At 72.0% G+C, this 23,128-nt stretch carries 17 protein-coding genes and 4 pseudogenes; 11 read left to right on the plus strand and 10 right to left on the minus strand.

The genetic code is table 11. The features are described from left to right. Positions 1-2 precede the first annotated feature (2 nt). The 4 genes and pseudogenes from ybeY to ACVDFE_RS38510 all read right to left on the minus strand — a co-directional run. Positions 3-563 carry an rRNA maturation RNase YbeY gene (ybeY, locus tag ACVDFE_RS38495; protein WP_458433867.1) on the minus strand — a complete coding sequence of 187 codons (561 nt, stop codon included), beginning with the start codon at positions 561-563 and terminating at the stop codon, positions 3-5. 5 nt (positions 564-568) lie between these two features. Next, positions 569-925: pseudogene (locus tag ACVDFE_RS38500) on the minus strand (PhoH family protein); the annotation flags it as partial. Between the two features lie 243 nt (positions 926-1,168). Further along, positions 1,169-1,888 (minus strand): annotated as a pseudogene (locus tag ACVDFE_RS38505) (LAGLIDADG family homing endonuclease); the annotation flags it as partial. Continuing rightward, positions 1,877-2,569 (minus strand): annotated as a pseudogene (locus tag ACVDFE_RS38510) (PhoH family protein); the annotation flags it as partial. The pseudogenes ACVDFE_RS38510 and ACVDFE_RS38505, both read right to left, overlap by 12 nt. 199 nt (positions 2,570-2,768) lie before the next feature. Between ACVDFE_RS38510 and ACVDFE_RS38515 the strand changes: the two are divergent. Both ACVDFE_RS38515 and ACVDFE_RS38520 read left to right on the plus strand, forming a co-directional pair. Beyond that, positions 2,769-2,936 (plus strand): annotated as a pseudogene (locus ACVDFE_RS38515) (hypothetical protein); the annotation flags it as partial. 151 nt (positions 2,937-3,087) lie between these two features. Continuing rightward, positions 3,088-3,465: a hypothetical protein gene (locus ACVDFE_RS38520; protein WP_458433868.1), complete on the plus strand. Its 378-nt coding sequence runs from the start codon at positions 3,088-3,090 to the stop codon at positions 3,463-3,465. 163 nt (positions 3,466-3,628) lie between these two features. Here ACVDFE_RS38520 and ACVDFE_RS38525 read toward each other — a convergent pair whose 3' ends face one another. Genes ACVDFE_RS38525 through hrcA form a run of 6 tightly spaced genes read right to left on the minus strand, consistent with a single transcriptional unit; the run spans position 3,629 to position 8,667 of the window. Further along, a complete protein-coding gene (locus ACVDFE_RS38525; protein ID WP_458433869.1) occupies positions 3,629-3,946 on the minus strand; it encodes an HIT domain-containing protein in 318 nt (105 codons plus the stop codon). A gap of 21 nt (positions 3,947-3,967) precedes the next feature. After that, positions 3,968-4,558, minus strand: a complete 591-nt coding sequence (locus ACVDFE_RS38530; protein WP_360397161.1) for a TetR/AcrR family transcriptional regulator — start codon at positions 4,556-4,558, stop codon at positions 3,968-3,970. Between the two features lie 9 nt (positions 4,559-4,567). Further along, positions 4,568-5,692: an alpha/beta hydrolase family protein gene (locus tag ACVDFE_RS38535; RefSeq protein ID WP_458433870.1), complete on the minus strand. Its 1,125-nt coding sequence runs from the start codon at positions 5,690-5,692 to the stop codon at positions 4,568-4,570. A gap of 28 nt (positions 5,693-5,720) precedes the next feature. Continuing rightward, positions 5,721-6,455: a 16S rRNA (uracil(1498)-N(3))-methyltransferase gene (locus tag ACVDFE_RS38540; RefSeq protein WP_458433872.1), complete on the minus strand. Its 735-nt coding sequence runs from the start codon at positions 6,453-6,455 to the stop codon at positions 5,721-5,723. Next, on the minus strand, positions 6,452-7,603 hold the full coding sequence (gene dnaJ / locus ACVDFE_RS38545; protein WP_360397446.1) for a molecular chaperone DnaJ: 1,152 nt from the start codon (positions 7,601-7,603) through the stop codon (positions 6,452-6,454). The genes ACVDFE_RS38540 and dnaJ overlap by 4 nt, the downstream gene beginning before the upstream one ends. Before the next feature lie 41 nt (positions 7,604-7,644). Continuing rightward, a complete protein-coding gene (gene hrcA, locus ACVDFE_RS38550) occupies positions 7,645-8,667 on the minus strand; it encodes a heat-inducible transcriptional repressor HrcA (RefSeq protein WP_360397158.1) in 1,023 nt (340 codons plus the stop codon). A gap of 267 nt (positions 8,668-8,934) precedes the next feature. On the opposite strand from hrcA, the gene ACVDFE_RS38555 reads away from it, so the two are divergent. From ACVDFE_RS38555 to ACVDFE_RS38595, 9 genes are read left to right on the plus strand one after another with little or no spacing between them, the layout of a single operon-like run. Then, a complete protein-coding gene (locus ACVDFE_RS38555) occupies positions 8,935-9,564 on the plus strand; it encodes a transaldolase family protein (protein WP_458433873.1) in 630 nt (209 codons plus the stop codon). A 3-nt stretch (positions 9,565-9,567) separates the two neighbouring features. Then, the gene (locus tag ACVDFE_RS38560; protein WP_458433875.1) at positions 9,568-11,778 is read left to right on the plus strand and encodes an HAD-IA family hydrolase; all 2,211 of its coding nucleotides are present in this window, start codon (positions 9,568-9,570) and stop codon (positions 11,776-11,778) included. Continuing rightward, entirely contained in the window at positions 11,778-15,203 is a 3,426-nt protein-coding gene (locus ACVDFE_RS38565; RefSeq protein WP_458433876.1) for a DUF4915 domain-containing protein, read from the plus strand. Before ACVDFE_RS38560 ends, ACVDFE_RS38565 begins: the two co-directional genes overlap by 1 nt. Next, positions 15,196-16,605, plus strand: a complete 1,410-nt coding sequence (locus tag ACVDFE_RS38570) for a glycosyltransferase (RefSeq protein ID WP_360397154.1) — start codon at positions 15,196-15,198, stop codon at positions 16,603-16,605. The genes ACVDFE_RS38565 and ACVDFE_RS38570 overlap by 8 nt, the downstream gene beginning before the upstream one ends. After that, a complete protein-coding gene (locus ACVDFE_RS38575; RefSeq protein WP_458433877.1) occupies positions 16,605-17,579 on the plus strand; it encodes an aldo/keto reductase in 975 nt (324 codons plus the stop codon). The genes ACVDFE_RS38570 and ACVDFE_RS38575 overlap by 1 nt, the downstream gene beginning before the upstream one ends. After that, the gene (locus tag ACVDFE_RS38580) at positions 17,576-19,144 is read left to right on the plus strand and encodes an alpha-amylase family glycosyl hydrolase (RefSeq protein ID WP_458433878.1); all 1,569 of its coding nucleotides are present in this window, start codon (positions 17,576-17,578) and stop codon (positions 19,142-19,144) included. The genes ACVDFE_RS38575 and ACVDFE_RS38580 overlap by 4 nt, the downstream gene beginning before the upstream one ends. Further along, positions 19,141-20,961: an adenylyl-sulfate kinase gene (gene cysC / locus ACVDFE_RS38585; RefSeq protein ID WP_458433879.1), complete on the plus strand. Its 1,821-nt coding sequence runs from the start codon at positions 19,141-19,143 to the stop codon at positions 20,959-20,961. Before ACVDFE_RS38580 ends, cysC begins: the two co-directional genes overlap by 4 nt. Continuing rightward, positions 20,958-21,884, plus strand: a complete 927-nt coding sequence (cysD, locus tag ACVDFE_RS38590; RefSeq protein ID WP_360397149.1) for a sulfate adenylyltransferase subunit CysD — start codon at positions 20,958-20,960, stop codon at positions 21,882-21,884. Before cysC ends, cysD begins: the two co-directional genes overlap by 4 nt. After that, positions 21,884-23,113: a sulfate adenylyltransferase subunit 1 gene (locus tag ACVDFE_RS38595; RefSeq protein ID WP_458433880.1), complete on the plus strand. Its 1,230-nt coding sequence runs from the start codon at positions 21,884-21,886 to the stop codon at positions 23,111-23,113. The genes cysD and ACVDFE_RS38595 overlap by 1 nt, the downstream gene beginning before the upstream one ends. Positions 23,114-23,128 lie beyond the last annotated feature (15 nt).

Below are 23,128 nucleotides of genomic sequence, written 5' to 3' on the forward strand. Positions count from 1 at the left end.
GATCAGTCTTCTTCGGGGTGCTGCAGCGGCTTCTGCTCGTCGAGACCGACGGCGCCGAGCACCTTGTCATCCGCACTGCGCTGGTGCGCGGCCCGCTCGGCCTCGTCCCGCGCCGCGTGGAAGTCCGCGAGGATGCGGTTCTGCAACGTGAACATCTCACGTTCCTCGGCCGGCTCGGCGTGGTCGTAGCCGAGCAGGTGCAGCACGCCGTGCACGGTCAGCAGGTGCAGCTCGTCCAGCAGGCCGTGGCCCGCCTTCTTGGCCTGGTCCTTGGCGAACGCCGGGCACAGCACGATGTCCCCGAGCAGCGCGGGACCGAGCCCCGCCGCGTCGGGCCTGCGGGCTGAGTCCAGCTCGTCCATGGGGAAGGCCATGACGTCCGTGGGACCGGGCAGGTCCATCCAGCGCTCGTGCAGGTCGGCCATGACGTCCAGCTCGACGAGCAGGACGGACAGCTCGGCCAGCGGGCTCACGCCCATGCGGTCCAGCGCGAAGCGGGCGGCGGAGACGATGGAACCCTCGTCGACCCCGACGCCCGACTCGTTGGCGATCTCGATGCTCACGGCGCCTATCGTCCCCGCCGCTGGTTCCCCCGCCGTGCACCGGGTCCCTGGTGCCGCCCGTTCTGGTCCAGCGCGTCCTGGTCGACCTGCCACTTCTCGTACGCGTCGACGATGTCGCCGACCAGGCGGTGGCGCACCACGTCCTGGCTGGTCAGCACCGAGAAGTGCACGTCGTCGACGCCGTCGAGGATCTCCTGGACGACTCTCAGACCACTGCGCTGGCCGCCGGGGAGGTCGACCTGGGTGATGTCACCGGTCACGACGACCTTGGAGCCGAAGCCCAGGCGGGTGAGGAACATCTTCATCTGCTCGGGCGTCGTGTTCTGCGCCTCGTCGAGGATGATGAACGCGTCGTTGAGCGTGTTGTGGGTGAGCAGGTGGTCCTCGGTCACGTACAGGGAGTCCTGCGCCGCGACCTGGATGCAGACCGTCTCGGTGCGACCGGCGGGCTCGATGCTGTCGATGAAGCGCATCGGACGCCCACCGCCACCGGCGGCGTGGTACTTCTCCCGCTTGCGCTCGAGCCGGAACGGCTCGACGCCCGCGGGCAGCCGGATGTCCAGGACGTGGGCGTCGTGGCGGTGTGCGAGACCGCCGAGCGAGCGGACCAGCTCGACGACGTCGTCCCGTAGCCGCTCCGAGGTCGCCGTGTACCGGATGCGGCACGTGCGACCGATCCGGGTGACCGGTCCGCCGTCGGCGTCGAGCAGGCCCTGCAGCAACGCCAGGCGCACGTCGGCGCTGTTGTGGAGGTAGACCTCGGGGACGAACGCGGTCGTGCCGTCAAGGCCCAGCTCGCGCAGCACCGCGGTCTTGGGATCGGCGATCGTCATCACGTCGCCGGACGCGATGACGCGGGCCGGCGCGGACGCGAGAGCCGGGTCGGCCGTCGAGAACGCCGGCGTCGTCGCGCCCGTGAGGCACCCGTCGCCGATGAGCAGGCCGAGCGCGTACGCGTCCATCGGCACTTCGCGTTCCGGCAGGCACACCGGCGCACTGAGCATCGGCAGCTCATACCGGCGTGCGTGCGCAGCACGGAGATTGCCGATCATCTCCTTCGTCTGGAGCACCCGCCACGGCTTGTCGCGGCGGCGGTCGGACGCCGTGCGGACCGTCCACAGGTGCTCACCGCACGCGAGGGTGGACGAACCGTCCTGGGCCGTGACCCGGTAGACGTCCTTCTCCCCCTGCGGGTAGACGCCCAGCACCGGCGTCGGCTCGCCGTTCGAGCCGATGACCAGGTCACCGACCTGGAGCGACCCGATCGGCCGGAAGCCCTCCGGGGTCAGCACCGGGGTGAAGATCGGCTGGGCGCGGCCGCGCATGTAGGCGAGGGGGGCGACCTCGATCGTGCCCGCCTGCGTGAGGCGCGGGATCGACTCCGGGTCGACCATGTCGTGCAGCGCGTCGTAGAGCGGGCGCAGGTACGGGTCGATCTTCTCGTACAGGGTGCCGGGCAGGTAGCCGAGGCGTTCGCCGGCCTCGACGGCCGGGCGGGTCAGGATGATGCGGTTGACCTGCTTGGCCTGCAGGGCCTGGACGGCCTTGGCCATGGCGAGGTAGGTCTTGCCGGTGCCCGCGGGGCCGATGCCGAACACGATCGTGTTCTTGTCGATGGCGTCGACGTAGTGCTTCTGGTTCAGCGTCTTCGGCCGGATGGTGCGGCCGCGGCGGCTGATGATGTCGAGGCTCAGGACCTCGGCGGGCGACTCGTCCGTGTTCGCGCTCAGCATGGCGACGGTGCGGCGGACAGTGTTGGTGTCGACGGCCTGGCCGCGGCTCGCGAGGGTGACGAGCTCGGTGAACACGCGTTCCGCGAAGGCGACGTCGGCGGGGGCGCCGGAGAGGGTGATCTCGTTCCCGCGCACGTGGACGTCGGCGTCGAGCAGTTCCTCGGCGAGGCGGAGGTTCTCGTCGCGCGACCCCAGCAGGCTGAGCACCGCACCGTCGGGCACGGCGAACCGGGACTGACCTTCCTTGTTGCTCTGCTGTGTTTCTTCGGCCACGAGGCCCCGGCCTGCTTCCTGTCGCTCGGATCTGATGGCCACGATGCTAGTCCGGCCGAAAATGAGTGGCTACCGGATTGCTCACCGTGTGTGCTCACCGGTTGTGGAGATCCGCAGGCTGACCGTCGCCGACGTACCCGACTGCATGAAGCTCATCACGGACCGGGGTTGGGCCTGGACGCCCGAGCAGTGGGAGCTGATGCTCGCGCTGGGGCCGGCGTGGGGCGCGTTCGACGAGACCGGGTTGCTCGGCACCGCGGTGACGACGCCGTACCCGCAGATGCAGGCCATCAGCGGTGTGCTGGTGGGTTCGTGGGCGGGACGCAGGGGCATCGGCACTCAGCTCATGACCAATGTATTGGACATCAGTCCTTCGGTGTTGTTCGCGACGGCCATGGGTGAGCCGCTGTACGCGCGGCTCGGCTTTCACCCCGTCGGGGCAACGGTCGAAGCTCCAGGGCGAGCTCACCGGTCCCGCGAGCGGGAGGACGCGGTCGGCGACGCCCGCAGACTTGCCCGTGCTCGCCGCGCTGGACGAGGAGGTGAGCGGGTTCACGCGGCCGTTGCTGTGGGAGCGGCTGCTCGACCCGGCGTCGCCGTACCGGGTGCTGATGTCGGCGGAGGGTGTCGTCGCGACGCGGCCGAACCCGGCCGGGGAGACCGTGGGGCCGCTGATCGCGCCGTCGGCTGAGGTCGCGTGCGCGATGCTCGTGGACGTGGCCGCCGGTGCGGGCCGGGTCCGCGTGGACACCGGTGACGCCGAGGTGGCGGCCTTCCTGCGGGGACGCGGGTTCGAGCAGGGTGGCGGCGGGTGCACGTTGATGGTGTGCGGTGCCGACGACGTGCCGGGTGACCGGTCGCGCTACTTCGCCCCCGCCTCGCACGCACTCGGGTGACGCAGGGACTCGATCGGAACTGCCGCGCTTGCACACGGCGAGCTGACCACGCCGATATCCGATATATCGCGAGCTCGACGACCTCGGCACGAAGGTCGTCGAGCTCGAGCAAGCACACGGTCTGAGGTCGTGGGGCGAGGCCATCCGGGTGGAAGGCCCCTCGTCAGAGGCGTTTGCCGCCGAGCAGGTGCAGGTGGGCGTGGAAGACCTCCTGCCCGCCGTCGGTCCCGGTGTTGAACTGCAGTCGGTAGCCGCTCTCCGCGACGCCCTCGGCCTCGGCGACCTCCTTCGCGGCGGCGAAGAGGTCGCCGAGCTGGTCGCGGTCGAGTGCCACGGCGTGCGGGACGTGCTCGCGCGGGATCAGCAGCACGTGCACGGGTGCCTTGGGGTGGATGTCGCGGAACGCCAGCGTCGTCGCGGTCTCGTGCACGACGGTCGCCGGGATCTCGCCTTGGACGATGCTGCAGAACAAACAGGCCATGCGATCACACGCTAGCGGGGTTCAGCGGAACAGGGCGGCCAGCTGGTCGTCGACCGCCTCGGTCATCTCCTCGGCGGTGAGCTCGTCGGGCCCGAGCTGGTGGTGGACGTTGAGCCCGTCGACCAGCGCGATGAACCTCCGTGCCGCCTTCAACGGCACCACGCCGGCGCGCAGCTCGCCTGCTTCCGCCGCGGCGGCGAACACGCGCGCGACCTCGTTGTACAGCTCGCGCGTGCCGTAGCGCTCCAGCTCGCGCAGCGACGGTTCCACCAGTGCCCGCGGCAGGAACGACAGCAGCACCGCCGCCTCGACCCGCCGGTCCTCGTCCAGCGCGAGCATCTCGTGGGCGATCGCCGCCACCCGCTCGCGGTTGCCGAGTGCGGGGTCGATCTGCTCGAACCGGGCGAGGAACCGCCGGTAGGCGAGCTCCATCGCGAAGCCCAGCAGCGAGTCCTGCGTCGGGAAGTAGTGGCGCAGCGACCCGCTGGACCACCCGGACTCGGCCGCTACGGCCCGCACGGAGGCGTGGTCGATCCCGTCGCGCCGCACGATGCGCCAGACGGCCTCGGCCAGCTCGCGGCGGCGTTCCTCGTGGTCGACAACCTTCGGCACCGGCCCTTTCTAGCAGCCGCGCGCCAGCCGGACGACCGCCTCCTCGCACCGCTGCCAGGACGCCGTGCCGGGGGTGATCACGTCCATGTGCCCGGCGCCCTCGACGACGACGAGCTCCGCCTGCGGCTCCACGGCGCAGAACTCGGTGCTCTGCTCCACGGGCACGTCCTCGTCGCGGTCGCCGTGCACGCACACCACCGGTTTGCCGATCGGCACCAGCGCGGCCGGTGACGCCTCGGCGAACTGCTCCTCGGTGCACAGCTCCAGCGCCCGTGCGGTGATGTGCCGGGTGAAGTCGAGGACCGCGGCCTGTGCGACCGCGCCGACGACCCGGTCGCTGTGCTTGGCGGCCCACACGGCGAGGTGTCCCCCGGCGCTGTGCCCCAATGTCACGACGGGCCCGATGTCGACGGCATCAATGGCGGCCAGCACGTCCTGTCCGGTTACCGGCCACCCACCGCCACCGCCGACGCGCCGATATTCGACGTTCCACACGGTGAATCCGCGCCGCACGAGCACATCGGCAAGTGGCCGCCCCAACTCGAGCCCGTACCGCTGATGCCAAAAACCACCGTGGATGACGACAACAGCACCCTCCGCAGTCCCTTCGGGAACACAAAGCTCACCGAACTGACTGGGGTGGTCACCGTAAGCAATCCGCTGCACACACCCGAACCTACGCCAATCGCCAGGACGGTAAGGCTGCCGCCAGCGAAGAGGGAAACGAGCCGGAAAGGGCAGGTGGGAAGGCCCAAAAAGAGCAGGTGAGGGTGAGGAGGGACGGCAGAGGAGGGGCAGCAGGCACCTGGTCCGGGGGTCCGGGGGCGAAGCCGCCCGGCTGGGGTTTGGGGGCTCGGCCCCCAAAAAACACCCTTCTTTCGCCGAGCGGCGAAGGCGCGCAGCGCCGAGCGCGCGAGGCGGGAGAAATAAGGAGGCGCCCCGCGGTCCGAAGCCTGGGGGTCGCTTCGCCGCGAGGCGCCGACGCCGGACCGAGGGGGGAGGTGTCCGGCGAGTCTTTTGGGCAGAAGGGCCTAATCGTCTACTCCGTTTCCGGATAGACCAATCATCCCCTCTGTGGACAAGGGTAACCCCGAGGGCCTGGGATTCGCTACAACTCTCGTCAAGCCAATCCATCGGGTGTTCCTCTTCGGAGTGATCGGGGTCACCAGCGGGGAGTGAGCACCCCGATGGCACCAAGAGCAACGGCTGCGGCGGTAGATGCACGCAGAACGGTTGGGCCCAATCGGACCACTCGTGCACCCGAAGATCGCAACGCGTCGAGCTCGTCGGGGGTGACCCCGCCTTCGGGACCCACGACGAGCAGGACGTCCCCGGCGGTGGGCAGTGCGACGTCGGCGAGCCGGTCGGTGGCGCTCTCGTGCAACACGAGCGTCAGCGCCGAGGACGACACGCGCTGTGCCAGTTGCGCGGTGCTGACCGGTTCGTCGACGAACGGCACGCGGGCGCGGCGGGCCTGCTTGGCCGCTTCGCGGACCGTGGACCGCCAGCGGCCCAGGGCTTTGGCGCCTCGCGGGCCGTCCTCCCACTTGGCGACGCACCGGGCGGCGCGCCAGGGCAGCACGCCGTCGACGCCGGCCTCGGTGGCCAGTTCGACGGCGAGCTCGCCGCGGTCGCCCTTCACGAGCGCTTGGGCGAGGACGACGCGGGGGGCCGGTTCGGGTTCGGTCCAGCGTTCGACGACGCGCAGCGACAGGGCGTCCTTGTCCAGGACCGCCACGACGACGCAGCGGACCTGGGTGCCGGAGCCGTCGGAGAGCACGAGCTCCTCGTCGGCGCGCAGCCGTTTGACCGTCGCCGCGTGCCGGCCCTCGGGGCCGTCCAGCACGAACGACTCGCCCGAGGGCAGCGCGGGGACGAGGAAGACCGGCAGGGTCACCGGTTGCCGCGGGAGGAGCGCAGGCGGGAGAACAGACCGCCGCCGCCCTTGCCGTTGTGCGACAGGGACGGTTCGCTCTCGCCGCGCAGCTCGGCCAGTTCGCGCAGCAGCGTGGACTGGGCCGCGTCGAGCTTGGTCGGCACGACCACGTCGAGGTGCACGTGCAGGTCGCCGCGGCCGTCGACGCGGCCGGTGGAGCGCAGCTTCGGCATGCCGCGGCCGGTGAGCACCAGCTGCGTGTTGGGCTGCGTGCCGGGGTCGATCTGCAGCTCCTCCTCGCCGTCGAGCGTCTTCAGCGGCAGCGTGGCGCCGAGCGCGGCGGTCGTCATCGGGATCTGCACGACGCAGTGCAGGTCGGCGCCGTCGCGTTCGAAGATCTCGTGCGGGTGCTCCTCGACCTCGACGTACAGGTCGCCCGCGGGGCCACCGCCGGGGCCGACCTCGCCCTGGCCCGCGAGGCGCACGCGCATGCCCTCGGCGACACCCGCGGGGATGTTGACCGAGATGGTGCGGCGCGAGCGGGTGCGGCCGTCGCCGGCGCACTGCTGGCACGGGTCGGGGATGACCTCGCCGTAGCCGCGGCAGACCGGGCACGGGCGGGACGTGACGACCTGGCCGAGGAACGAGCGCTGCACGGACTGGACCTCGCCGCGGCCGTTGCAGGTGTCGCAGCGGATCGGCTTGGAGTCGCCGGCGGTGCCGGCGCCGTGGCAGCGGTCGCAGAGGATCGCGGTGTCGACGGTCAGCTCGCGGCTGGCGCCGGAGGCGCACTCCTCCAGCGTCATGTCGAGGCGGATCAGCGCGTCCGAGCCCGGCTGCACGCGGCTGCGCGGACCGCGGCCACCACCACCGCCGCCCGAGGCGCCGAAGAACGCGTCCATGATGTCGCCGAGGCCGAAGCCCGCGAACGGGTCACCGCCGCCGCGTCCGCCACCGGAGTCGAGCGGGTCGCCGCCGAGGTCGACGACGCGGCGCTTCTCGGGGTTCGACAACACCTCGTAGGCGGCCGTCACCTCCTTGAAGCGGGCCTCCTCGTTGGGATTGACGTCCGGGTGCAGCTGCCTTGCGAGCTTGCGGTAGGCGCGCTTGATCTCATCCTGTGTCGCGTTCTGCGCCACACCGAGGATGCCGTAGTAATCCCTGGCCACCTTGTTCGCTTTCGTGTTCATCTTTCAGCACAAGTCCTGGTTCAACGACCGGTCAGGATCTCACCGACGTAGTTGGCGACCGCGCGGACGGCCGCCATGGTTCCCGGGTAGTCCATGCGCGTCGGTCCCACGACGCCCAAGCCGCCCAGCGGGTTGTCGCGGCTGCCGTACCCGATGGACACCACTGAGGTGCTGCGCATCTCGGCGGCCTCGTTCTCCTCCCCGATGTACACCATGACACGGCCGGGGTCGCGCGAGGCGGCCAGGAGCTTCAGCACCACGACCTGCTCCTCCAGCGCCTCCAGCACCTGGCGCAACGAGCCGGGGAAGTCCGCGACGTTGCGGGTGAGGTTCGCGGTGCCGCCGAGCACGAGCCGTTCCTCCGGGTGCTCGACGAGCGTCTCGATCAGCACCGTCGCGAGGCGCAGCATCGGGTCGCGCAGGTCCTGGCGGATCTCGTCGGGCAGCTCGGCGACCTTGGCGCTCGCGTCGGACAGCTTCTTGCCCGCCATCGCCTGGTTCAGCGACGCGCGCAGGTCGGCCACGTCCTGTTCGGAGACGACGTCGCCCAGCTCGACGATCCGCTGGTCGACGCGGCCGGTGTCGGTGATCAGCACCAGCATGAGCCGCGCCGGTGTGATGGGCAGCACCTCCAGGTGCCGCACGGCCGCACGCGACAGGGTCGGCACCTGGATCACCGCGACCTGCCTGGTCAGCTGGGCGAGCAACCGCACGCTGCGGCGCATCACGTCGTCGAGGTCGAGCGCCCCGTCGAGGAAGCTGCGGATGGCCCGCCGCTCGGCCTGCGAGAGCGGCTTGATCTCGCTCAGCCGGTCGACGAAGAGGCGGTAGCCCTTGTCCGTCGGCACGCGGCCCGCGCTGGTGTGCGGCTGGGCGATCAGGCCCTCGTCCTCCAGCGCGGCCATGTCGTTGCGCACGGTCGCGCTCGACACACCCAGGTTGTGCCGCTCGACCAGGGCCTTCGACCCGACGGGCTCCTGGTTGGACACGTAGTCGGCGACGATGGCGCGCAGCACCTCGAACCGACGCTCATCGGAGTTCACCGCTGTTCACCTCCCGTGTCCCACTGCTCCCGAGTTTACCCAGCCGGTTTCCTGCGGGGTGCCACGTCCGTGAAGCTGCTGTGACCGGGCTCAACCAGGCCTCAGGCCGGCTCGGGCGCCGATATCCAATGTATTGGACATCGGGTCGAAGTAGGACGGCAGCGGGAGCGGCAGTTGGGCGGCAGGTCCGCCGTGAACCGCCGGAGAGGGGCCTGCCCGTTCGTAGCTTCGAAGTCACCTGCCGACGACACGGGGGCTTCGATCCACATGACTGTCCTGCTGGACTCCGCTGATCTGAACGACGTGTCCGCCGCGGCAGCGCTCGGCTTCGTCACCGGCGTCACGACGAACCCGACGCTGCTGCGCCAGGTCACCTCCGACCCGCTCACGCACGCGGCCGAGCTGCTGGCCGCGACCGACTTCCCCGAGGTGTACTACCAGCCGACGGGCGCGCACGGCGACCTTCTCGACGAGGCGCTGCAGGCGTGGAAGCTCGCACCGGAGCGCATCGTGCTCAAGGTGCCGGCGACCCCCGGCGGTGCCGTCCTCGCCCAGCGGCTCGTGCGCGAGGGCGTGCCGGTCTCGCTGACCGCGGCCCAGTCGCCCAACGCCATGATCATCGCCGAGGCGATCGGCGCGGCGAGCGTGATCCCCTACGTCGACCGCGCGTGGCGCGACCCGCGCATCGGCAACGACCTCGTCCGCCAGCTCGCCGCCCTGCGGCGCGGGAGCACCCGCATCGTCGCGGCATCGGTGAAGAACGCCGGGCAGTTCACCCAGGCGTTCGCCGACGGCGCGGACGCGGTCACCGCGCCGCTGGGCGTGCTCACCCAGGTCCTCGCCCACCCCGCCGCGCTGGAGGCCGAGCAGGCCTTCGCCGGCGAGTACGGGGGCTGAGCCGTGTTCGAGGCGGTGCTCTTCGACATGGACGGGGTGCTGGTCGACACCGAGGCGTCGGTCGCCGACTTCTGGCAGGACCTGGCGCGCTCGCACGGCTTCTCGATCAGCGCGGCGGACCTGGACCGGCACGTGTACGGGCGCAGCGCGCTGCACACGTTGCGCGAGCTCTTCCCGATGATCCCGGCGGAGCGACACCCCGAGGTCTACGAGCTGATGCGGGTCGACAACGAGACCCTGCACTACTCCACGATCCCCGGTGTCCTGCCGCTGCTCGGGTCGCTGCGCGCGACCAGGACGCCGGTCGCGCTGGTCACCGGTGCCGAGCCGTACAAGGCGGCGGCGGTGCTGAGGCAGCTCGGGCTGGAGTTCGACGTCACGGTCACCTCCGCCGACGTGGAGCACGGCAAGCCGGACCCGGCCTGCTACGCGCTCGCCGCGCACCGGCTCGGCGTGCCGGTCGAGCGGTGCGTCGTGTTCGAGGACGCCGACAGCGGCATCACCTCGGCGGTCGCCGCGGGCGCCACGTGCGTCGCGCTGGCACCGCCGCACCGCGAGGCCGCCGTGTGCGCGGCCGGTGCCGCCGCGGTGGTGCGCGACTTCCGTGAGGTCTCGTTCGGCGGTGGTGCCCTGCGCACGCCGGAGCGCGAGCTGCCGTTCGTGCCGGCCGACCTGTTCACGGAGCCGCGGGACCGCTGGGACGCCGCCGTCGCGGACGCGCTCGTCGGGCCGGACGAGGTGGTCTACCGCTCGCACCTGGTCGGCGCCGATCCGGCGCTCACCAGGGAGGGCGGCGGCAACTTCTCGGTCAAGGGCGTCGCGCCCGACCAGTTCGGCGAGCCCACCGCGGTGCTGTGGATGAGCTCGTGGGGCTGCGACGGCGCGGTGACCACGCACGAGGACTTCCCGGTGCTGCGGCTGGACGACCTGCTGCCGGTGCTCGACGGCGGTCCGATGGACGAGCGCGAGATGGTCGACCTCCTGGTCGCGAGCGGGCTGCGGCCCGGCCAGAAGCGGCCCGGCATCGAGACGCTCACGCACGCGTTCATCCCGGCCGAGCACGTCGACCACTGCCACCCGGATGCGGTCATCGCGCTCACGTCGTTCCCGGACGGTCGCAAGTACGCCGAGGAGGAGTTCGGCGAGGAGGCCATCTGGTTCGACTACCGGCAGTTCGACGTGGACGTGGCCCGCGAGCTGGGCCGCAAGATCCGTTCGAGCCCGCGGGCGCGGTTCGTCCTGCTCGCCAACCACGGCATCTTCACCTGGGCCGGCACGAGCGAGCAGTGCTACCGCAACTCGCTGGAGGCCGTCGCCCGGTCCACCGCCGCGCTGCGCCGCGCGATCAGCCGGCCGGCCGACCTCGGCGGCCAGGTCGTGCCGCGCCACGAGCACCCCGAGGACGTGCTCGTCGAGGTGCTCCCCGTGCTGCGCAAGGCGTTGGGCGGCGAGATCCTGCACGTGGACCGCAGCGAGCAGGCGGTCGCGTTCGCCTCGTCGGCCCGCGGGCCCGAGCTGAGCCAGGTGGGTCCCGGCTGCCCCGACCACGTCGTCACCGCCGGCCACCGGCCGCTCGTGCCGGCACCCGGTGAGTCCATCGAGGACGGCATCAAACGCCACCAGGAGTGGTACAACGCGGCCTTCGAGCGGTACATCTCCTTCCCCACCACCAAACGCACCGACGCACCGCACGTCGTCGTGCTGCCCGGCATCGGTGTCGTCTGCTCCGGCCCGGACGCGGCGAAGGCACGGCTGTGCGCCGACCACTTCGGACAGACGATGACCGTCATCCGCGCCGCCGACGCGGCCGGTGGCTACGTCACGCTCACCGAGGAGCAGAGCACCGCCGACGAGTACTGGCCGCTGATCCGGATGAAACCGCAGCTGGTCCCCCGCGACGGGCGGCTGGCCGGTCAGGTCGTGCTCGTCACGGGTCTGCCGGACGACGTCGCGATCGGCGTCGCGGAACGGCTCACCGCCTCCGCCGCGCACGTGGCGGTCGCGGGCCGCGACCACGACCGCATCGCCGCGGCCGTCGAGGAGATCCAGAAGCACCAGGGCGAACGCCGCGCGGTCGCGCTGCCGGGCACCGACCCCGAGCGCGAGGCAGTGCTGGCCTACGGCGGCTTCGACGTCGTCGTCGACACCGGGGACGACCCGGAGGCGATCGCCGACACCGTTCTTTCCACCACGCGAGACAGGCAGGAGTCCTGATGAGTCTCACGACCGACAGGAAGAGCACCGCGGAGCTGATCGGGCTCGACGGGCTGTTGCCCGACGGGCACCGGCTGCTGGCGTCCTGCTTCGACGCGCACCACACGATCGGCGGTGGCCTGTTCGCGATCGGCGAGGCCGTGGAGGAGATCGACCGGATCTCCAGCTCGGGCCTGTGCGCCGGCGAGGGCCTGCTGTACCGCTGCCTGTGGAGCGCCGACGGGAGCCCCGCCGAGCTCGTGGTCTACGACGAGACGGGGGTGCGCCGCTACCACCGGCTCGACAACGTCTCCACGCCGCACGACATCCTCGTCGTCGACGGCAACGTGCTGGTCGCCGCGACCATGCAGAACGAGGTGCAGTGCGTCGGCCCCGACGGTGAGGTGGCGTGGCGCTGGCAGGCCCCCGGCGAGGCGGACAGCTGGCACCTCAACAGCCTCGCCCGCTACGGCGACCGCACCGTCGTGTGCGGGTTCGGCGAGTTCCTGCGCCGCCACGGCTGGGACGAGAACGGCAAGCCCGCGAGCGGCCGCGTGGTCGACCTGGAGACCGGCGAACCGGTCCTGGAGGGGCTGAAGGCACCGCACAACCCGTACTACGCCGACGGCACGTGGCTGGTCTGCGACTCCGCGACCGGCGACCTGGTCGAGATCGACGACACCGACCGCACCCAGCAGCGCAGGCTCGCCCTGCCCGGCTGGCCGCGCGGCCTGGTCGCCGCGGGCCACCACCTGTTCGTCGGCCTGAGCCCGCACCGGCACGCCGCGACCTCGGTCGAGACGGCGGCGGTCGCGGTGGTCGACCGGGCGAACTGGTCGGTCCTCGGCGTGGTGAACCTGCCCGCCCGCGAGGTCTACGCGCTGGCGCTCGCACCGGCCGCGCTCGTCGAGGGCGCGCGGCAGGGCTTCGGCGCCAACCAGACCCGCGTGCACGAGCAGGGCCAGTGGCAGATGTTCGACCGGCTCGGCGTGCGGCCGCGGCGGCTGTGGGCGGTCGGCGACCCGCTGGCCGAGGACGAGTGCCACGCCTCGATCACGCTGGACGGCCCGGTCGTCGACGACGCGGAGGCGGGTGGCCTGCTGACGCTGGACTGCCTGGTGCGCAACACCGGCGCGGGCGTGCTGACGCCGGCACCGCCGTTCCCGGTGCGCGTGGTGCACCGCTGGACCGCCGCCGACGGCAGCGAGGTGCCCACCCAGCCCATCCGGTCGGCGCTCCCCCAGTCGCTGCCGCCGGAGGCCGTCACCCGCGTGCCCGTCCGCACCCGCGTGCCGGACCTGCCGGGGCTCTACAAACTGCACGTCACGCTCGCCCAGGACAACGGCGTCCCGTTCGACCAGCTCGACCAGGACAGCGCGCTGGTGCTCGACGTCAGCGTCGTCTCCGGTCACCCCGACTACGAGGCGCTGAGCGGGTTCGGCCTGTACCCCAACGAGGTCCGCACCGCCTGCAACTCCGGCGGCACGGTGTCCGACGTCGTGCGGACGCTGCTGAGCCGCCCGACCGGCACGTACAACGGCCTCACCCTCGGCCTGGTCCAGGAGCACGGCACCGACGCGTTCATCGAGGCCGTCGCCGCCGTGCTGCGCGGGTCCGCGTCCGCCATCGAGCACATGGTGCTGGCGGCGATCCCGGACTACGACGACGTCAAGCTCACCGGCGCCGAGGCCGTCGCGCTCGCGTTGCACCGCTGCGGCACCAGGGTCGCGTTCGCCTACGCCGGCACGTCCGAGCTGGCGCTGTGCGACGCGCTGGCGCGGGTCGGGCTGCTCGTCAACGGCCGCGGCGACCGCGAGTCGCTGTTCCAGGCCGGTGGCGCGAGCCGGCTGCAGGCGGGCACCGGTGCGGCGATCCTGCACGGCGCGCGTGGCCTCACCAACGCGCTGGGTGCGCTGGCGGACCTGCGCCGCAACGAGATGGGCACGCTGGCCGTGGTCGGCATGCCGTCGACCGGTTCGCAGCCGTTCCTGCCGCCGCACGGCGAACCGGACCTGATCGCGGCCTCCGGCGACTTCGCCAAGTCGTGGTTCGAGCTCGGTGCCGTGCCCAAGGACGACCCGCGCGGCTACGTCGAGGAGTTCGGCACGAAGCTGTTGCAGGCCATCGACGACGTCCGCCAGGCCCCGCACGGGCCGGTGCTGTTCGCGCTGCCGCAGGACGTGGCCGAGGCGGAGTGGCTGCCGCTGACGGCGCTGCCGCTCATCCCGGTGGCCGAGCAGCCTGCGTTCGACGAGGGCGCGCTGAACCGGGCGGCCGAGCTGCTCGCGGTTGCCCGCAGGCCCGCGGTGCTGATCGACGACTACGCGCTGACCCACCGGGGCGTGCAGGCCGCGCTGGCCGCGTTCTGCGCCCGCACCGGAGCACCGGTGCTGCAGGTGAAGTACCGCCGCGGCCCGATGCTGTTCGAACGGCTGCACACCGCGGACGTGCCGGAGTTCATCGGCTGGTACGACCCGAAGTCGCCGATGCACCGCGCGGTGCTCGACACGACCGACCTGCTGATCACGCTGGAGGACCGCAACATGTACCCGCGGGTGGTCGGCCCGCTGCCGGACTGCCCGAAGATCGCGGTGAACACGAAGCCCGCGGCCGTGGAGAAGAACGGCTACCTCGAAGCCGGTGACGTGCTGGTGGCCGGTGACGTCGTGGCCGCGCTGCGCGAGCTGACCGACGAGGCACCCGACCTCGACGGCAGCTGGTACACCGGGCTCTCCGACGAGCCCGCTCCCGCGGGGGAGACGCCGCCGGCGGAGGCCGCCGTGATCCGCACCGGGGTGGCACGGGCGATCGGCGCTGCCGCTGCGCGGTCGCGGCGCCGGGCCGTGCTGGTCGACGACAGCCAGATGTTCGGCGGCATGCTCGCCGAGGACTACGACCAGTTCCCGCACGGGCTGCGGGTGTTCGGCGGGCACGGCGGGTTCGTCGGCTGCGGCATCACGATCGCGACCGGCCTCGCGCTGGGCGAGCCGGCGGCGAAGGTGTTCTGCACCCTGGGCGACCAGGGCTTCACGAACTCGGTGCAGGGCCTCGCGGCCGCCGTGCAGGAGTCCGCGCCGGTCACGTTCATCGTGTGCAACAACGGTGGCGCGGTGTCGTTGCGCAAGCAGTCGCGGCCGTCGGGCTGGCTCGACGCGGGCCACGGGCAGTACCTCGACAACGCCGCGGGCATGCGGTACGTCGACATCGCCGAGGCGTGGGGCGTGCGCAGCTGGCGGGTGGACCTGGGCGAGTGGCTCGACCGCGACCGCAGCGCCACCCGGCTGGAGACGTTCGCGCAGGCGTTGCAGGTGGCCGCCGAGGAGACAGGGCCGACGCTGATCGAGCTGGTCCTGCCCTCCGACCCGGAGTTCTGGGCCGGCGTGTGGATCACCGAGGGCTTCGAGCAGCAGAAGAAGGCCGCACCCGAGGAGGTGGCCCGTGCATGAGGTCGCGATAGGAGCCGCACCGCTGACCCCGTACCGGGAGGTGTTCGGCGACGAACGGATGGAAGCGCTGCGGGACACCGCGGAGGAGGCGTCGAGGGCACTGCACGGCCGGACCGTGTGGAACGTCAACTCGACGGCCGCGGGCGGCGGCGTGGCCGAGCTGCTGCACGCGCTGATGCCGCTGGCCCGCGCACTCGGGATCGACACGCGCTGGCTGGTCATCGACGGTGACGCCGAGTTCTTCGCCATCGCGAAGCGGTTGTGCACCAGGCTGTACGGCGCGCCCGGCGACTCCGAGCCGCTGGGACCGGAGCAGCTGCAGCACTACCGCGCGACGACCGAGCGGGAAGGCGGCGCGCTCGCGGCCCGGATCCGGCCCGGCGACCTGGTGGTCGTGCACGAGGCGCAGCCGGCCGGTCTGGTCGACGTCGCCCGCAGGCTCGGTGCGACGGCGGTGTGGCGCAGGCACATCGGCACGGACGAGCCGAACGAGCACACCGAGGAGGGCTGGGCGTTCCTGCGCAGGTTCGTGGAGAACGCCGACGCCACGGTGTTCCTCACCCGGAACGCCTGCCCGGACTGGGCGCCGCGGCCGCACATCATCCCGCCGTCGATCGACCCGTGCGCCCCCAAGAACCTGGAGCTCACGGACGAGCAAACGCTTGCGATCCTGCGGCGCACCGAGATCGTCGCGGGCACCGCGGACCCGGTGACCATCCGTCCGCCCGTGGGCGAGCAGGTCACCGTGCGGCACAAGGCGACCATCGTCCGCGAGGTCGCGCCAACGGCCGACGTGCCGATGGTGGTGCAGGTGTCGCGGTGGGACGAGCTGAAGGACATGGCCGGGGTGCTGCGGGCGTTCCTCGACGCCGATGTCGAGAACTCCTGCCTCACGCTGGCGGGCGCGGACGTCGTCGGTGTCGCCGACGACCCGGACGCCCACCGGTTCTGGGACGAGTGCGTGGAGCAGTGGAAGGCCCTGCCGGTCGAGCACCGCCGGCGCGTCCAGCTGCTCTGCCTGCCGATGACCGACCTGCGGGAGAACGCGCTGGTGGTCAACGCGTTGCAGCGGCACGCGACCGCGGTGGTGCAGAAGAGCATCGCCGAGGGCTTCGGCCTCACCGCGACCGAGGCGATGTGGAAGGGCAAGCCGCTGGTCGCGAGCGCGGTCGGCGGGCTGCGCGAGCAGATCGTGCACGGCGAGTCCGGCCTGCTCGTCGACGACCCGCACGACCTGGCCACGACGGCGGCGCTGATCCGGCGGCTGCTCACCGACCCGGTGCTGGCGCGCCGGCTCGGTGAGGGCGCCCGGCGGCGGGTGAGCGAGTGCTACCTGCCCGACCGGCACCTGACCGACTGGGCCGGGCTCATCAGGTCCGCCGTGACCGTGGAGGTGGTGTGATGCGCGGGCTCGGAGCGAACGGGCCGGTCGTGTCCGACCTCGGCCTGGGCTGCATGGGCATGTCGCAGTTCTACGACACCTGGGACGACACCGAGTCGCTGCGCACGTTGCTGGAGGCGCTCGACCTCGGCGTCACGTTCCTGGACACCGCGGACATGTACGGCCCGTACACCAACGAGGAGCTGGTCGGCCGGGCGGTGTGCGGCCGCCGCGACGACGTCGTCATCGCGACCAAGTTCGGCAACCTCAAGAACGGCGCGGGCGACAACGTCGGCGTGAACGGCCACCCGGAGTACGTGCGCACCTCCTGCGAGGGGTCGTTGCGGCGCCTCGGGGTCGACCACATCGACCTCTACTACCAGCACCGCATCGACAAGGGCGTCCCGCTGGAGGACACCTGGGGCGCCATGGCGGAGCTGGTGCGGGAGGGCAAGGTCCGGCACCTGGGCATCTGCGAGGCAGCGCCGGCGACGGTCCGGCGGGTGCACGCCGTGCACCCGGTGACCGCGGTGCAGACCGAGTACTCGCTCGTGAGCCGCGACCCCGAGGCCGAGCTGTTCGGCGTGCTGCGGGAGCTGGGCATCGGGTTCGTCGCCTACTCGCCGCTGGGACGGGGCATGCTCACCGGCCGGTTCAGCCGGTTCGAGGACCTGCGGCCGGACGACTTCCGCCGGCAGCTCCCCCGGTTCCAGCCGGAGAACCTGGCGCACAACAACGAGGTCGTCGCGCGGGTGGCCGAGCTGGCCTGGGCCAAGGGCGTCTCCATCGCGCAGCTCGCGATCGCGTGGGTGCTGCGCCAGGGCGTCGTCCCCATCCCCGGCACGAAGAACTCCGTGCGGCTCAAGGAGAACACCGGCGCGCTCGACGTGGAGCTGTCGGCGGACGAGCTGGCCCTGCTCGACGAGGTCGCACCGCCCGGTGCCGTGCGGGGTGACCGGTACTTCGCGGCAGGAATGACGAAGGTGGACCTATGAGCGGCCAGTGGTGGCGCGACGCCGTCCTCTACCAGATCTACCCGCGCAGCTTCGCCGACTCGAACGGTGACGGCATCGGCGACCTGCCTGGCATCACCGCCCGGCTGGACCACGTGGCGCGGCTCGGTGCCGACGCGATCTGGCTCTCGCCGTTCTACCCGTCACCGCAGGCCGATTTCGGCTACGACATCAGCGATTACGAGTCGGTCGACCCCGTCTACGGGACGCTGGACGACTTCGACGCGATGGTGGCGGCGGCGCACGAGCGCGGCATCCGGGTCGTCGTCGACATCGTCATGAACCACACGTCCGACCGGCACCCGTGGTTCCTGGAGTCGCGGTCGGACCGCACGAACCCCCGGCGGGACTGGTACATCTGGGCCGACCCCGCACCGGACGGCGGCCCGCCGAACAACTGGCTCAGCGCGTTCGAGCGCTGCGGCACGGCGTGGCGGCTCGACGAGCCGACCGGGCAGTACTACCTGCACAGCTTCACGCCCGGTCAGCCCGACCTGAACTGGCGCAACCCGGACGTGCACGCGGCGATCCGCAAGGTGTGGCAGTTCTGGCTCGACCGCGGGGTGGACGGGTTCCGCATCGACGTCGCGCACCGGCTGATGAAGGACCCGCAGCTGCGCGACAACCCGCCGGAGGTCGCGCACGCGCGCCGGCACTTCACGCACCCCTCGGTGCGGCAGCGCAACCTCGACCTGCCCGAGGTGCACGACGTGCTGCGCGACATGCGGGTCGTGCTCGACGGGTACGGCGACCGGTTCGCGCTGGGCGAGGTGCCGATCAGCGACGACGCCCGGCTCGCCACCTACTTCGGCGGCGACGGGATGCAGACGGCGTTCCACATCGCGTTCTGGGAGCAGCCGTGGGACGCCAGGGCGTTCCGCGCGTGCGTCGACGGGCTGATCGCCCACACCCGGACCGACGCGGTGCCCACCTACGCGTTGTCCACCCACGACATCTCGCGGACCGTGAGCCGGTACGGGGCCGAGCACGCCCCGGTCGCCGCGATGATGATGCTGACCCTGCGCGGTGTCGCCTGCGTCTACTACGGCGAGGAGATCGGCATGGCCGACGCCCCGCCCGCCCTGGAGCAGGACGTGGACGGGCGCGACGGGCAGCGCACGCCGATGCAGTGGGACGCCACCGGCGGGTTCACCACCGGTACGCCGTGGCTGCCGCTGGCCGCCGACCAGCACGTGGTCAACGTCGAGGCACAGGAGGACGACCCCGGGTCGCTGCTCAACCTGTACCGGCGGCTGATCGCCTACCGGCGCGGCAGCGAGGACCTGCTGCGCGGCGGCTACGTGTCGCTGGACAGCCCGGCGGACGTGTTCGCCTACCGGCGGGGCGACCTGCTGGTGGCGTTGAACTTCGCCGGCCACCCGGTGGCGTTCGACGTGCCCGGTGCCGCCGCCGGGCGGGTCGAGCTGTCCACCCGGACCGGCCGCGAGGGCGTCGTCACGCTGCGACCGCTGGAGCTGAGCGACCACGAGGGCGTCGTGCTGAAGCTCACCGCGGGCGACCCGGCAGACGCGGAGGCGGGGCCGTGACCAGCAACTGGGCCGGTAATGTCCACTACACCGCGACCGAGTTCGTGCGGCCGGCCACCGTCGAGCAGGTGCGCAAGACCGTCGCGCACGCCGGGCACGTGCGGGCGCTGGGCACCCGCCACTCGTTCAACGACCTGGCCGACTGCCCCGGTGTGCTGGTGTCGGTGGCCGACCTGCCGCCCGTCGTCGACGTCGACGCCACCCGTGCCACGGCGCGGGTGGCGGCCGGGCTGAGCTACGCCGAGCTGGCACCCCGGCTGGACGCGGCGGGCTTCGCGTTGCCGGCGATGGCGTCGTTGCCGCACATCAGCGTCGGCGGGGCGGTCGCGACGGCCACGCACGGCTCAGGCGTGCGCAACCAGGTGCTGTCCGCGGCGGTCCGCGAGCTCGAGCTGGTGACCGCCGACGGCGACGTCGTCGGCATCGGCCGCGACGACCCCGACTTCGCCGGCGTCGTCGTCGGGCTGGGGTCGCTGGGCGTGGTCACGCACCTGACGCTGGACCTCGTGCCGACCTACCAGGTGCGGCAACGCGTGTACGAGGGCCTGCCGCTGGAGGTGCTCGACGACCACTTCGCCGAGCTCATGTCGTGCGCGTACAGCGTGTGCCTGTTCACCGACTGGCGAGAACCGGTGCTCACGCAGGTGTGGGTGCAGGAACGCGTGGACGAGCCGGCGACGCTGCCGTCGTGGTTCACCGCCGTGCCCGCCGACGGGCCGCGGCACCCGGTCGACGGCGTGGACCCGGTCAGCTGCACCACCCAGGGCGGCGTGCCGGGGCCGTGGTTCGAACGGCTGCCGCACTTCCGCTCCGACCAGCCGCCGAGCAGCTCCGGTGACGAGCTGCAGTCCGAGTACATGATCCCGGCGACCGACGCCGTCGCCGCCCTGCGCGCGCTCGGCGAGGTGCGCGAGCGGATCCGGCCGGCGCTGCAGATCTGCGAGGTCCGCACGGCGGCGCGCGACGACTTCTGGCTGAGCACCTGCTACGGCCGCGAGACGGTGAGCATCCACTTCACGTGGACCTCCGACATGTCGGTCGTGCTGCCGGTCGTGGAGCTGCGTGGAACGGCAGCTCGCGCCGTTCTCGCCACGGCCGCACTGGGCGAAGACGTCCGTGGCGACCGCCGAGTACGAGCGCATGCCGGACTTCCGGGCCTTGCTGCACCGCTACGACCCGGCCGGGAAGTTCACCAACGCCTTCACGGACCGCCACTTCACCGGTCCCGACACCTCCGGGAGGAACAGGTGACGCACGTTGCCGGCTACACGTCGCCGCTCGCCGTCAACGGCGGCGGCACCGTCTGGTTCACCGGCCTGCCCAGCGCGGGCAAGAGCACGCTCAGCAGGGCGGTGGCCGACCGGCTGCCGACCGGCCGGGTCGAGCTGCTCGACGGGGACGAGGTGCGGCAGACGCTGTCCGCGGGCCTCGGCTTCTCCCGCGCCGACCGCGAGGCCAACATCGACCGCATCGGGTTCGTCGCGGACCTGCTGGCGCGCAACGGCGTGCTCGTGTTCGCCGCGGTGATCTCCCCGTTCCGCGCGGCCCGCGACCAGGTCCGCAGGCGCCATCAGGCGAGCGGCACGCCGTTCGTCGAGGTGCACGTCGCGACGCCCGTGGAGGAGTGCTCCGAACGGGACGTGAAGGGCCTGTACGCCCAGCAGCGCGCCGGCGCGATCCGCGGCCTGACCGGGGTCGACGACGTCTACGAGCCACCGCCCGCACCGGAGCTGCGGCTGGACACCCGCGGCAACACCGTGGACGACAGCGCCGACGCGGTGGTGGCCCTGCTGTGCGAGAAGGGAATGCTGCGATGACGCTGACCGCGGTGGACCACCGGCTGGGCGACCGGGAGGCCGCGCTCGCCGACCTGGAGGACGAGTCGATCCACATCCTGCGGGAGGTGGTGGCGACGTTCGACCGGCCGGTGCTGCTGTTCAGCGGCGGCAAGGACTCCATCGTCATGCTCCGGCTGGCCGAGAAGGCCTGCTGGCCGGGGAAGATCCCGTTCCCCGTCATGCACGTCGACACCGGCCACAACTTCCCCGAGGTGGTCGAGTTCCGCGACCGCAGGGTGGCCGAGCTCGGCGTCGAGCTGGTCGTGGCCTCCGTGCAGGACTCGATCGACCGCGGCCGGGTCACCGAGCAGCCCGGCCAGCTGCGCAACCCGCTGCAGACCGTCACGCTGCTCGACGCCATCGCCGGGCACCGGTTCACCGCGGTGCTCGGCGGGGCGCGGCGCGACGAGGAGAAGGCCCGTGCGAAGGAACGGGTGTTCTCGGTGCGCGACGAGTTCGGCCGGTGGGACCCGCGCAACCAGCGGCCCGAGCTGTGGGACCTCTACAACGGCCGGCACCGCGCCGGTGAGCACGTCCGGGTGTTCCCGCTGTCGAACTGGACCGAGCTCGACGTGTGGGGCTACATCCGCCGTGAGGGCATCGAGGTGCCGTCCATCTACTACGCGCACCGGCGGGAGGTCGTGCGGCGCGACGGCATGCTCATCGCCGTCACCCCGTTCACACCTCCCTTCGAGAACGAGGAGGTGTGCGTCGAGACCGTGCGCTACCGGACCGTCGGCGACACCACGTGCACCGGTGCCGTGCGCTCCGACGCGTCCACTGTGGACGAGGTGGTCGACGAGGTCGCGGCGAGCACGCTGACCGAACGCGGCGCCACCCGCGCGGACGACCGCGCCTCCGAGGCCGCCATGGAAGACCGCAAACGGGAGGGGTACTTCTGATGCCGGGACTGCTGCGGGTAGCGACGGCGGGCAGCGTCGACGACGGCAAGAGCACGCTGATCGGCCGGCTGCTGCACGACTCCAAGGCCGTGCTCGCCGACCAGCTCCAGGCCGTGACGTCGGCGAGCCGGCGCCGCGGGTACGCGGAGACCGACCTCGCGCTGCTGGTGGACGGCCTGCGCGCGGAACGGGAACAGGGCATCACGATCGACGTGGCGTACCGGTACTTCGCGACACCGAAGCGGTCGTTCGTCCTCGCCGACACACCGGGGCACGTCCAGTACACCCGCAACATGGTGACCGGGGCGTCGACCGCCGACGTCGCCGTCGTGCTGGTGGACGCGCGGACCGGCCTGACCGAGCAGTCCCGGCGGCACACCGCCATCGCGGGCCTGCTCGGCATCCGGCACGTGGTGCTGGCGGTGAACAAGATGGACCTGGCCGGCTACCGCGAGGACGTGTTCGACGAGGTGGTCGCCGAGTTCGCGCGGGTCTGCGACAGCTCGTGGACCGCGATCCCGATCTCGGCGCTGCGCGGCGACAACGTGGTGACCCCGTCGGACGAGACCCCCTGGTACGGCGGCGTTCCGCTGCTCGCGCACCTGGAGGACCTGGTGCTGCCGCCGGCGCCCTCACCCGGTGGCCGGTTCGCGGTGCAGCTGGTGATCCGGCCGCGCACGCCGGAGCACCGCGACTTCCGCGGCTACGGCGGGCGGGTCGCCTCCGGCACGCTGCACGTCGGCGACCCGGTGGTGGTGCAGCCCGGCGGCTGGCAGACCACGATCACCGCGATCGACACCTACGACGGACCGCTGTCCTGCGCCACGACCGGCCAGTCCGTCGTGGTCAGCATCGCCGACGACCTCGACGCCGGCCGCGGCGCGATGATCAGCACCGGTAGGCCCGGCACCGTCACCTCCGCGGTGACGGCGACCGTGTGCTGGATGACCGGCACCCCGCTGGAACCGGGCGCGCGGTACGTCGTGCGGCACACCACCAGCGAGTCGCGGGCCGTCGTCGAGGCGGTGGAGAGCCGGCTGAACGTGAGCACGTTCGGCTCCGAGCCCGCGGAGTCGCTGGCGCTCAACGACATCGGCGCGATCCGGCTGCGGTTCGCCGACCCGCTGGTGGCGGACCGGTACCGCGACAGCCGTGCCACCGGCGGGTTCGTGCTGGTCGAGGAGGGCAGCGGCGGCACGGCGGCGGTCGGGCTGATCGAGGCGGTGTGACCTGCGGCGGGGCCG

It is taken from the genome of Lentzea chajnantorensis, from assembly GCF_054300775.1.